The sequence below is a fragment of the Rhodohalobacter sp. genome (assembly GCF_041686455.1).
Taxonomy (GTDB): domain Bacteria; phylum Bacteroidota; class Rhodothermia; order Balneolales; family Balneolaceae; genus Rhodohalobacter.
This window is the reverse complement of record NZ_JAWLDW010000084.1, coordinates 1-11,444: the sequence shown is the minus strand read 5'-3', so window position 1 is coordinate 11,444 and position 11,444 is coordinate 1. Positions and strand designations below refer to the sequence as shown.

Genomic DNA, 11,444 nt, shown 5'->3' with positions numbered 1-11,444 from the left:
CGAAAGTGCAGGATGCGATAAATCAAATTCGAAAGTGCGTAATATCAACTGGTCGCGCCGGTTTGTAGAAAACGGGTGACCTAAAATAACCCAGTGATCTTTGCCGGGAACGTAAAAAAAGTTTTTAATATCGTAAATATTGAGCTGTGAAAGATCGAGCTCATACATCTGATTTTCTTCAAGATCGATCAGATAGGCATAGTGAGATTGCGAGCGGTTGTGCTGAAGTAAACCTATAAGATTTCGGTTGTGATCGATGGCATAAGTTGAAGTTTGCACAAATCCAGTGCGAGATCGTTCTATATCAAGTGAATTTTCAGAAAATAGTTGATTAAGCTGTTGATCAGGCACCCACTGATTATCATTGGGAAGGTATTTGTACACATAACTGTGTTGGTTTTTGGAAGAAATCGTGTTTACGAAGTAATAAAATGTATCATTTGTCCGTAAAAGCCGTCCTCCGTAGTTTTTCGGTACAATTTCAGTGCTCGGTTTTGAGTGCAGTTCCCACTGTTTGACACTTTGAGAGTAGTAGACGAGATGATTTTTAAATTCCCAATAACCATATCCACCCATTGCGAAAATATTCCCATCATCATCCAAAGTTGCGGCATGACCAAATTGGTTCATATGGTTATGTGATTCATCAAGCCTTTTAAACTCTAAAGTGTTTAAATTGAATGAATGAACTCTGCCCAAGCCTGAATCCCAAAGAAGAAGTTCGTTTCCATTAGGGTGGGCATCTAGAATTTGCCTGTTGTTAAGTTCAACAGGTAACGTGCCAAGAGTATCAATTTGCCCGGCCTCTGAAAATTGGATTATGTTGTCATTCTCCCTGAAATGAATATACACACTTCCATTTATAGGGTGGACGGTTACTGATACCCCCTCACCGGTTGAAACGTTTTCCAGGGAATAAGACAGGCCTGAATAGGAATTATCAGTATCACCAACAGATAATACACCCTGCAACAGGAATAAGAGTAATAAACTGATTTTCATAACACCCAAGTAAAACGTACCTAAACTTTTTATGCTTAGTAAAATACATAAAAAATGTATAAACGTAGTACATTATCAGGATAAAATGGTTGATATAAGTTATTTAAAAAGCTTATAATTGTGATTTTCGGGGTCTCTGGCATACAGACTAAATGAGACCCAATAACCTGAATTGAAAAAATAAATGATATGGCTTCGTTTGATATTGTAAATGAAATTAATGCACAGGAAGTAGATAATGCTGTGAATAATACGTTAAAAGAAGTTTCAACCCGATACGACTTCAGAGGGTTGCATACAGAGGTGGAATTTGAAAAAAAGGAGAACCGGATTGATATGGTTGCCGCAGAAAGCATGAAGCTGAATGCTGTGAAAGAGATGCTGATCAAGCATTTTATAAAACGAGGTTTGGAGCCAAAGGCTTTGGAATTTGGATCTGAAGAGGGAACGTCTCAGGGGCACGTAAAGATGAGTGCCACAATCAAAGAGGGGATCGATCGGGAAACCGCGAAGAAAATTGTGAAAGAGATCAAAAATCTGAAGCTGAAAGTTCAGCCGGCTATTCAGGAAGATCAGGTGAGAGTATCAGGTAAGAAAATTGACGATCTGCAGGAGGTTATTAGCCATATGAAGTCAAAAAATTTCGGAATCCCGCTTCAGTTTGTGAATATGAAATGATGGGTTTTATTCAAATCACAAATTCCAAGCACCAAGCTACAATAAACAAGAACCCATCTATTTTTACTGTATGAAGTGGGCTGTACTCATGATGGGATATTGGAATTTGTGATTTGGAATTTAGTTCTTCTCCTCAAACTTTAGGATAAATAGCCCGTTACGAATATCACTTACAATTACTTTATCTCCAGATAGCCAGGGGTAGACCGACCAAGATCCTTCAAACTCAGCCCGGTTATTGTTAGGGGTGGTATTGAAGAACCCAATTTCCTGAATCGCCTCCGGTAAAGGGTTTGAAACATCCAAAACACGCAATCCTGCCGCGTAATTGGCTTGGTACATAAAGTCGTTTTTGATATAAAGATTGTGGTCGACCGCCTGTGTTGGGTGTTCATAAAATCCGATCATCTCAGCGCTCTCCAGATTCCGTACGTCCCACACATAGGTTCTTGTGTTATTCCCAGTGGTGAGTTCATCCAGTTCGTCATTCATAAAAAAGTAGCGGTGATCTTCTGATAGCCACCCTTGGTGCGAATAGCTGCTATCATCATAGGTGGAGTTGAATATCGTGAATGGATTAGCTTTGTCGTCTACATCGGTAATGGTAAATGTTGTTTCACTTGAAGAGAAACAGATCTCTCTGCCTGAGTGTTTTGAGTCAGGTCCTTCGTAAATTACACATTGAGTGTCGTGTATGTATCCGTTTATAGTCCAGCCACCCGCTTCCTCTTCAAAGTAGCAGCCTGAATACTGGGGGTTCAGTGGGTTTTCGGTAAGTGAGATCATGTGTAAACCTCCTCTCTCGGCACAAGTTTCACCCAATGTGGAACCGACAACATAGGCGTAACCTGTTTCTTCATTTATGGCAATATTGTGGGCATTGCCAAACTTTCTGTAGCGAAAGTCCTCTGTGAGCATTTCGGGCGGTGATTGAATATCCCGGATCCGGGTCAGGTCAAATACCTGAAGGCCCGAATTTTCTTCTTCACTTACCACATAGAGGGTATTTTGATATACTTTCATATCGCGCCAAACGGTAGCTTCTTTAAACCCGTCATCTTCATCATGATCGAATAACCAGGGAAAGCGCTGTGTAGCCGTTACCCGTTTGCCGGCGTTGTTATTGTCGAGTAACTTGGCCATCACAACCGGTTCCATTGGAAATGTAACATCTACAATTGAAATTCCGTCGCTTAACCCGACCAGCGCATACTCTTTTTCGGTTACCGGATCTATCCATCCCCAAATATCGTTCAGTCGGGGTTCAAGGTCGCCGGTAGGTTTAGAGAGAAGCTCTTCCGGGTTCAACACAGCATAAAGGCTAACGTTATTGCAGGGAAAGGAGGCGGCCATTCCGTTTATGCACTCTATTAATTCCGAATCGAAGATTTGATCCGGATTATCCATCGAAGCGTCAGTTCCGGAATCTTTACATCCTGTAAGGAGAATAGCGAGGGTGAAAATTGCGTAGAACCTGAAACATTGTTTTTGAATTTTATAGAAATAGGAAGGGTGCACAGGCTTGGATAATAGATTGTTGAAGTCAGATCCTTTCATATAAAAAGTATACTTCTTATAGATTCAGACTTAATTTATTAAGAACTGATTTGAAACAATAAAAGTATCATCTGTTACAAACAAATGTTCTTTCCATATTTAATTTATAGGGTTAATGTCGTGAGTTTAAAATGAGCTGTTAAGGATCTGTCATAAGTTGGAAGCCGACAGGATGGATTAACAGATGAGGAAGTGGTGTCTTATTAAGGCTCATGACTTAAGTTTAATTAAGGCACCGGTTCAGATTGAAGCCAGCGCTGGGGGTCAATATACTCGCTGCCTTCAACGACCATAAAAATAATGACTTCACCATTGAGGGTATCCTCGTCTCCGGAAAGGCCGATGACATCTCCTTGTTGCAGTACCTGATTCTCTCTTACAAAGATTTCGCTCATATTGCCGTAAAGGGTTTTATAGGTGCCATGATGAACCATGACCACAACTCCGAATCCGCTAATGTTTTGGATTCTAAATACATACCCTTCATTTATCACGCGAACGGTTGTTCCAGGAACGGTTGCGATTTCGATTCCGGGATAGTTAGTTTGTGTGTTGAATACCGGGTGTGACCGAATCCCGAATTTTTGGGTAATGGTTCCATTGTCAACCGGCCAGGGCAGCTGACCACGGCTGTCTTCAAAACTACTTTCAAATGCGGCCAGTTCTTCATTGGAAATCCCGCTTTCGCGCAGGACTGGATTTGAATATCTTGCTTCGGCTGCACGGCGCTCATCCTCATCCTCAATTTCTGAAGCTTCAGCAAGCCGTCGTTGGCGCTCTTCCTCCTCACGCTGAATTCGCTCCTCTTCTGCAACAAGATTTTCTAAAACCTGGGTGAGCTCGTTTAGCTGCCGCTGATGAATTTCGAGCTGTTCTTGTAAGTTATCGCGATCCCGGCGAAGCAACTGCACATTTCTTTCCTGCATTTCCCGGCGCTGCTGAAGCTGTTCGGTCTCTTCACGAATGGATGCCAGCGCCTCCTGATTTTTTTTGCGGGTCTCTTCGAGGTCAGTTATGGACGCCTCATACTCGTTTTGGGCCTTTTTGATCTGTTCAGCTTGTTCTGACTGATACTCATCAAACTTTCCAAGGTAAAAGGATCGAATCAGTAGCTGGTTAAATGATCCAGAACTCAGAAGCAACGCAATCTCTGTGGTGCGCCCATTTTTATATAGAAATGTGAGAGTCTCTTTGTACTCATTAATCAGTGTCTCGAGCCTTTCCTGGAGTCGGGCAATGTTTTGCTCAATGAGCCGGATTTCTGCAGTAATCTGCTCCTGTTCACGGCTCATTTGCCGGATGTTCTCCTGCTGAAGCGTAATTACACGCTCCATTTCCTCGTACTGCCTGAACATTTCGTCATAACGTTCGGTGGCATACCCCAAACGCTCGTTGTAATTTTCGATCTGCTCCTGCAGCGTCTCAATCTGACTTCTTGTTGAGTTTTGCTGTTTTTCAATTTCATTGCGCTGCTCTTCGTAAGAGTTGTCCTGTGCAAACAGATCATTCACTCCAAAACAGAGGGGTAAGATCAAAAATAAAATGAGAGCGTTGCGAACGTTCATATCCTGTAAATTGGAATGTCTTCAGGAATGGAAATATCCATAGGTGGTAACGTATTATTAACCTCAAGGCGCTGAACCAAGAACGTTGCCTGAGATTTTCCGTCACTGCTTAAAATGGTGATTTTACGTGGTAGATAAAAGTCCTCAATTTGAGCGTAACCTTCATAATCTATTCGGCTATAGGCCGCTTCGCCTCCGGATTGCACAACATTTTGAATCAGTCCGTCGGTCTTGGAAAGCGTTACCTGAGTCCGGTTATTTAGTACGGCTACGTAAACCTCTTCATTTTCATAAATACCGCGAATATCATCTTTCTCGATAGTGAAGTTAAACATATCGAGCATATTCAGTGAGGCGAGTGATCCAATACTGGTCAGATTGCTCTGTTGAAGAGATACTTTTTCAGCGTATTTATCCACGCGGTTGTAGATTAGCAGTGAGTCGGAATCTACCAGAATTTGTCCACCCTCAATTCCGATGCTTGTTCTTATTGTGATCAGACTTTTTTCCCGATCAGACTGAAATTGAAGAGTAACACGGTCACTGCCGCCCGGCTCACTTACAATGGCTCTGCCGTTGCCTTTCAGTGTTTCCAGATCATCGGAGTAATCGGGGACCAAATCCATCAACTCCTGGTTAGAGATGGATGCGGGTTCCATATCCTCAAAAGATAGAAACCGTTCAGAACTGCTGCAGGAAGCAAGTATGATGCCGGTTATCACCAAGGCCAAAACCGTCGAAAGTTGTGGTATTGTTTCTAAAATTTTCATTCAGTAGATGATATGCAGTAATGAGAGAGAAAGTGGCACAATTTGATGGATTAGTCAATTCGTTCTTTCAAGTGGTTTAGATCCGGATCCAGCTCAAGTGCCCTGTTCCACCAAAGTCTGGCATTTTTGTCATCTCCCAGTTCTCTGTAAACATCTCCAAGATGCTCGTAAACCTCGGCGCTGGCATCACCGGTATCAACCGCTTTTTGTATATACGTGCGCGCCTCTTCATAGTTCCCCATCTTAAAATGGATCCAGCCGATGGTGTCCAGATATGCGGCATTTTCAGCTTCAATGGAGATAGCACGCTCGGCCATTTCGAGGGCTTCACCCAGTCTTTCACCACGATCAGAAAGAAAATAGGCATAGTTGTTGAGTGCATTATGATTATTTCTGTCTAACCGCAGTGCCATATCATAGGCGTCTTTTGCCTGATCCCATCTATCCAGTTCCTGATTAACATCTCCCAGCGTACCGTAAATAATGGATCTGAAATTTCTCCTTGCCGGAGCATTTGAGGCCTCTTTCAGCAGTTCTGCTGATTTATCATACTGGTCGGTCATCATATATGAAGCGCCTGTAAAAAAGAGTACAAATGCATTATTAGATGCAAACTCCGTGGCCTTCTTACTCAGCCCAATTACTTCCTCATAGCGCTGTTGCGAAAACAGGATCTGCAGCCGCTGACCCCACACATCTGGTTCTTCAGGTGATGCTTCTGATGCTCGTTCCAGCGTTTCTAAAGCGAGCTCCGGTTTGTTTTGCTGGATAAAAAATTCGGAAGCAATGAGTTGAGCCGGACCGTATTCGGGTTCATTTCGGCTGAAGGAAATAATCGCTTTTTCGGTCTGTTCGACCAGTATCTCTTCTTCAGGACGCTGTTGGTGTTGATTATAGAGAAACTGAACCAGTTCCATTTTCTGCGTAGGGTAGAGAAGCGGATCTTCAATCATACTTAGAAATGTTTCTCCAAGATTTTCCCACTCCTCGTTATTGATAAAAATTTCAGCAAGGAGAATGAGTGTCTGTGGATCTCTGGGATTGCGCTCCCGTGCGTCTAAAAGAGTTTCACGCGCCATCTCTTCATCATTCAATTCAAGATAGTATTGACTGATAGAGTGGAGTGTGGAGAGGTTGCCCGGATTCAGCTCACGCATAATTTCAAGCTGTTCCAAAGCTTTCTCCTGCTGCTGCATGGCGTTGAAATTCTGAAATTTCCGAAGGTGGAATTCAAATTCACTGCCGCGGAGTTCAATCAGTTTGTCGATCGTCTCGTTTGACTTTTCAAGCTCTCCAAATTCGACATAGGCCTGTGATTTCATAAAAAGGACATCAACGTCGTCCGGATGATAGTTCAGAATAGTATCGAATACATCAATGATTGCTTCATAGCGACCGGATTGCCGATAAATTTCTGCCAGCTGCAGCTGATACCAGCGATTTTCCGGTTCACTGTTGGCCGCTATTTGGGCGTAGTAGGAGGCGTTACTGTAATCTTCCATCGCCAGGTATACGTCAGAGAGTGCATAGTTGATGCCGGGATTGTCCGATAATTTCAGGTGTGCGGCGGTAAGGTTATCCAGCGACTGTTCGTAGTCCTCATTTTCGAAATCTGTGATGCCCTGGATGAAATATTCCATAGCCTCAGCACGCTCTTCAGGACTGACTTGATCCGATGTCTGAGCGTTGGCTATCCCGGTAAATAGAGCGAAAATAAGCAGTAGCGTTGAAAACGTAGATTTGATCATAACAGCAAGATAACGAAATCCGGATGTGTTTTGATACATTTTGCTAGCCAATTGCCTTCCGGAAACTATTCAGCTTTTTGAAAGAGGGAAGCATGCGCGAGCCATACCAGCTAAACCACTCGCCGTCAACAAGCAACACGCGGCAATCGGGGCAGGCTATTTCAACTTCTGTGATATGTTTTTCCTTGAAAGGGTAGGGTTCACTGCTGAGCAGAATAATGTCAGGTTTTTTATTGGATAGCTCATCAAGTGTTGTCTTAGGATATCTTGTCTGATTATCAAAAACATTTTTCAACTTCCAGTGAGAGAGAACGGAATGGATGTATGTATTAGCGCCTACAGTCATCCACGGATCGCGCCAGATCATATAAGCAGCGGTGAGTTGCGGCTCATCGGGTGCATTGTGATACTCTTTTCTGATTGCTGATATCAGATCTTCAGCGGGCTTTTTGGCCCCGCACCGGTTTCCAATATCGTGAATAGTAAGCAGTGCATCTTCAATAGTGTTGATGTCCGTTATCATTACGTCGAAATCTTTTTGCAAAACATCAACGTCCTCTTTCCGGTTCTCCTCCTTGTTAGTGATGATCAGGTCGGGTTCGGCTTTCCGGATTTTATCAATCCGAGGATTTTTGGTACCGCCCATTATTTCAACCTGATCTACTTTTCCTTTAGGATGAATACAGAATCGTGTTCGTCCGATGATTTGATCTTCGAGTCCTAAATCAAACAGAAGCTCGGTAAGAGAGGGAACAAGACTGATAATTTTTTGGGGTGATTTCATGAAGATTCATTTATTAAAAACCTGAGATGGAATGTTGAATGTAAAAGCACCCTTTATTAGAGGTTGTGAGAAAATGAATAATCAAAACTTCATCAGATATCGTAACATGCTTTATTGCCACGGCTCATTAGGGAAACTTCTGACTGATAAAGTTAAAAGAATTTATATACAAAGTGAGTTTTTAGTAATTGTATCCTCTTTTCTCCTCTTCGTCAAACACAACACCCAGCCCCAGTACCATTCGGTTTACAAAATTAAAATAGGCAATCACCTGAACTGCATCGAGGACGGCTCGATCATCCAGTCCGGTATCTTTAAGCTGTTGGACGTATTGGGCATAATCCGGGCCTTCATTTACGGTCAAGTTTTCTGCGAGATTGCAGAGCTGCCGATCGGTTTTGGACAGGTCAAGATTGGCGCGGTCGTGCTTTAACAATTCCGTTTTCTCTTCATCTTTCCAATAGGCGAGCAAAGCCTGTTCGTGATGCTCAATACAGTAGTTACACCGGTTCGTTGCCGAAACAACCACAGCCATCATCTCACGCTGATATCTTTTCAGCGGGGATTTACCAAACATGGTTGACATATAGAGTTCCATGTGAGCGACCAATGCTTCCGGATTCAGACTCTGAATTTTATGAACCTCAGCCAGTTTCCCTCGTGATTTGATGATGTCGTCATAGACCTTTTTCAGTTTCGGATCCGAACTCTCGTAGTCAATGGTTTTGATGTGTGGCATTTCTCTGTCAGTTTAATGATTGACGTATACTCTTTGAAGACTATGCAAAAAGATCGAAAACCCCAATTTCAGGTAAAAGATTTGTTTATGGGTAGTCATGAACGAGAGAAGATGCATTACACATATAATTTTAAATTAATTGAAAATGTGAAAATGAATATCCACGTGTTTATATCTTTCGTATTACTTTTGGGCCGCCAAAAGTAAGCAAAAACTCCCGACTGTGATTGCTTCCGGGCCTGGTTTGCCCGCGCGGTTACACAACATCAATTGCTCCCAAAGTGAGCCGATATTGTGATGTCTCCCGCGCTGTGATGCAAACCAAGCCACTCCTCCACCAATCAAGGCCGGAGGGTTATTTAGAATTTTTTAAAAACAGTTCGAGTTTAGAATTTTGGGAGTATCCTGCCTTCCTTAGAAATAGAGGAAGCAGGTTTGACTGGGGGGGTGCACAAATAGGCGGAATCTTCCGGATGAATCCAGCAGGACGGTTACATTCCGGAGATCGCCTTGAAGGAGAGGGGTTGTTGCGGTATAGATGCTTTTTATAATCCAAAACCGATCAGAAAGTAGAGATTATCGGAATAGGGATTTGCGATCACGCTGCTATTGAGATCAACTGAGAATGTTTCGGAGATCTGAATTTCTTTTGAAGCTGAAAAACCGGTGTTGATAATCCCTGCTCCTGTGGTTCCGTAAAGTTGAGATTCGGATGGAGTAAAACCCAGGAAGAGGGCAACTTCCCCGATCTCATATCCCAGTTCGGTGTAAACCGAGTAGTCATCATCATTGGTTACGAATACGCCGGTAAAAACAGTGATCGGAAACGATTCGGTACCTGAATAACCTGCACCAATCTCGATGAAATGAGATTCACTGCTGAAGTAGTTACCTACTGGATCGTCCGGGAATGTGTAATCGGTAATGGCCAGAGAAAAATCACCTGCTTCAGTGCCGAAGGTATAAGAGGAGTAGAAATCAACTTCTGTGCCTGCGGTATTGCCTGTGGTGGCAAATGCAGCCCAGGTGCCAATTTCAAAATTTCCTGCAGTGTAATTGATGTCTGGCTGTATACTGGGTGAATTGCCAAAATCGGCACCTCGCCACACGTATCGGTTATAAGCTTCCGTTCCAACGCTAAGTTGTGAATAGGCGTCGGCGGCCATAAACAGCGAACCGGCTAAAAAGAGTGCAAAGGCTTTTGATTTGGTTTTCATAATGGTGGATTTTAGTGGTTGTCGCTATTTGAATAAACAGAGGGAGCAGATAACAATGGGTTATACATGCTCCTCCATTTAAGGTTGATGGTTAAGCTGTATAGGCTCCTAATTCGGAAGATTTTACAGGTGAAAAATCGGGATAAGCGTTATTGCCATGCTCGGAAATATCCAGTCCGTCTGATTCCACCTCAGGTGATACTCTCACGCCCAGAACGGCTTTGATCAGGCCGAATACGGTTAGCGAGAAAACAAACGTAGCGGATAAAATTGCGACGACTCCGATGAACTGAATCCAGAGACTGGCCTCAGTAAACATGCCGACGGCAAGAGTTCCCCAGATGCCGCATACACCGTGAACGGAGATGGCACCTACGGGATCGTCAATTTTCAGCTTGTCGAACATTAGTATCGAAAGAACAACGAGTACACCTGCGACGCCCCCGACAAGTACCGCGTCGGAAACTGAGATCACATCAGCACCTGCAGTTATACCCACCAGTCCGGCAAGAATGCCGTTCAGTGCCATTGGGGCGTCCAGTGTTTTCATAACTAATTGAGTGGTGATCATTGAAGCCAGGGCTCCGGCACAAGCAGCTAGTGCTGTTGTTACAAAGACGTACGATACCCCGACCGGATCGGCACTAAGTACGGAGCCGCCGTTAAATCCAAACCAGCCAACCCAAAGCAAAAAGACTCCTACAGTTGCCAGGGGAATGTTGTGTGCAGGAATGGCAAAAACTTTTCCGTCTTTAAATTTTCCGGTACGTGCACCGAGTAACAGCACACAGGCCAGTCCGGCTATTCCTCCAACTCCATGAACCAGTGTTGAACCTGCAAAGTCATAAAATCCAAGTTCGGCCAACCAGCCTCCGCCCCAAACCCAGCTGCCGGTTATGGGATAAGCGATGGCAAGCAGAAGCACCCCGAACAACATAAACGATGAGAGCTTGATACGTCCGGTTACACACCCCGATACAATGGTGGCAGCCGTTGCGGCAAACATCGCCTGGAAAATAAAATCAGTCCAGATGGTCATTTCTGCACCATAGGCGGGTGTTAGCATCCCAACAGTATCAGATGGATCGTAGCCAATACCGAATCCCCCGAAACCTAAAACTCCGTTAAACTCGCCGGGGTACATGATTTGAAATCCTACAAAAGCGTATATCAATACACCGGTGCAGAGAATAAAGACATTTTTATAAATGACATTTACAGAGTTCTTGGATTGGGTTAACCCGCTTTCCACGGATGCAAAACCAAGGTGCATCAGCAGAACGAGAAATGCGGCAATCAGAATCCAGAGGTTATCAATAATAAATTTTATGTATTGCGGTGATTCCTGGAATTCCGCTAAGGTGGAGTATGACCCATCCTGTGC

At 43.6% G+C, this 11,444-nt stretch carries 10 protein-coding genes; 1 reads left to right on the top strand and 9 read right to left on the bottom strand.

All coding sequences use genetic code 11. The features are described from left to right. The coding region (locus ACESM0_RS09870) for a hypothetical protein (RefSeq protein WP_372906027.1) at positions 1-1,002 on the bottom strand (1,002 nt) is incomplete at its 3' end. Positions 1,003-1,191: 189 nt separating this feature from the next. Here ACESM0_RS09870 and ACESM0_RS09865 point away from each other — a divergent pair. Continuing rightward, positions 1,192-1,680, top strand: a complete 489-nt coding sequence (locus tag ACESM0_RS09865; RefSeq protein WP_372906025.1) for a YajQ family cyclic di-GMP-binding protein — start codon at positions 1,192-1,194, stop codon at positions 1,678-1,680. Between the two features lie 120 nt (positions 1,681-1,800). Here the strand turns inward: ACESM0_RS09865 and ACESM0_RS09860 are convergent, their stop codons facing one another. The 8 genes from ACESM0_RS09860 to ACESM0_RS09825 form a co-directional block, all read right to left on the bottom strand. Then, positions 1,801-3,237, bottom strand: coding sequence for a choice-of-anchor B family protein (locus ACESM0_RS09860; protein WP_372906023.1), 1,437 nt, complete (start codon positions 3,235-3,237; stop codon positions 1,801-1,803). Positions 3,238-3,464: 227 nt separating this feature from the next. Then, positions 3,465-4,802 carry a murein hydrolase activator EnvC family protein gene (locus tag ACESM0_RS09855; protein WP_372906021.1) on the bottom strand — a complete coding sequence of 446 codons (1,338 nt, stop codon included), beginning with the start codon at positions 4,800-4,802 and terminating at the stop codon, positions 3,465-3,467. Then, the gene (locus ACESM0_RS09850) at positions 4,799-5,572 is read right to left on the bottom strand and encodes a DUF4292 domain-containing protein (RefSeq protein WP_372906020.1); all 774 of its coding nucleotides are present in this window, start codon (positions 5,570-5,572) and stop codon (positions 4,799-4,801) included. The genes ACESM0_RS09855 and ACESM0_RS09850 overlap by 4 nt, the downstream gene beginning before the upstream one ends. 50 nt (positions 5,573-5,622) lie before the next feature. After that, positions 5,623-7,359 carry a tetratricopeptide repeat protein gene (locus tag ACESM0_RS09845; protein WP_372906018.1) on the bottom strand — a complete coding sequence of 579 codons (1,737 nt, stop codon included), beginning with the start codon at positions 7,357-7,359 and terminating at the stop codon, positions 5,623-5,625. A gap of 4 nt (positions 7,360-7,363) precedes the next feature. Then, a complete protein-coding gene (locus tag ACESM0_RS09840) occupies positions 7,364-8,104 on the bottom strand; it encodes a helical backbone metal receptor (protein WP_372906016.1) in 741 nt (246 codons plus the stop codon). Positions 8,105-8,285: 181 nt separating this feature from the next. Further along, complete coding sequence (locus ACESM0_RS09835) at positions 8,286-8,843, bottom strand: peroxidase-related enzyme (protein WP_372906014.1); 558 nt, start codon at positions 8,841-8,843, stop codon at positions 8,286-8,288. A 545-nt stretch (positions 8,844-9,388) separates the two neighbouring features. Further along, positions 9,389-10,060, bottom strand: coding sequence for a hypothetical protein (locus tag ACESM0_RS09830; protein ID WP_372906012.1), 672 nt, complete (start codon positions 10,058-10,060; stop codon positions 9,389-9,391). A gap of 91 nt (positions 10,061-10,151) precedes the next feature. Further along, positions 10,152-11,444, bottom strand: a 1,293-nt coding sequence (locus tag ACESM0_RS09825) for an ammonium transporter (RefSeq protein ID WP_372906010.1), incomplete at its 5' end; no start/stop codon positions are given.

Bases quoted from the DNA above. Each gene is read 5' to 3' on its own strand.
- ACESM0_RS09830 (WP_372906012.1), bottom strand. From the start codon at position 10,060: ATGAAAACCAAATCAAAAGCCTTTGCACTCTTTTTAGCCGGTTCGCTG.
- ACESM0_RS09855 (WP_372906021.1), bottom strand. From the start codon at position 4,802: ATGAACGTTCGCAACGCTCTCATTTTATTTTTGATCTTACCCCTCTGT.
- ACESM0_RS09860 (WP_372906023.1), bottom strand. From the start codon at position 3,237: ATGAAAGGATCTGACTTCAACAATCTATTATCCAAGCCTGTGCACCCT.
- ACESM0_RS09835 (WP_372906014.1), bottom strand. From the start codon at position 8,843: ATGCCACACATCAAAACCATTGACTACGAGAGTTCGGATCCGAAACTG.
- ACESM0_RS09845 (WP_372906018.1), bottom strand. From the start codon at position 7,359: ATGTATCAAAACACATCCGGATTTCGTTATCTTGCTGTTATGATCAAA.
- ACESM0_RS09865 (WP_372906025.1), top strand. From the start codon at position 1,192: ATGGCTTCGTTTGATATTGTAAATGAAATTAATGCACAGGAAGTAGAT.
- ACESM0_RS09840 (WP_372906016.1), bottom strand. From the start codon at position 8,104: ATGAAATCACCCCAAAAAATTATCAGTCTTGTTCCCTCTCTTACCGAG.
- ACESM0_RS09850 (WP_372906020.1), bottom strand. From the start codon at position 5,572: ATGAAAATTTTAGAAACAATACCACAACTTTCGACGGTTTTGGCCTTG.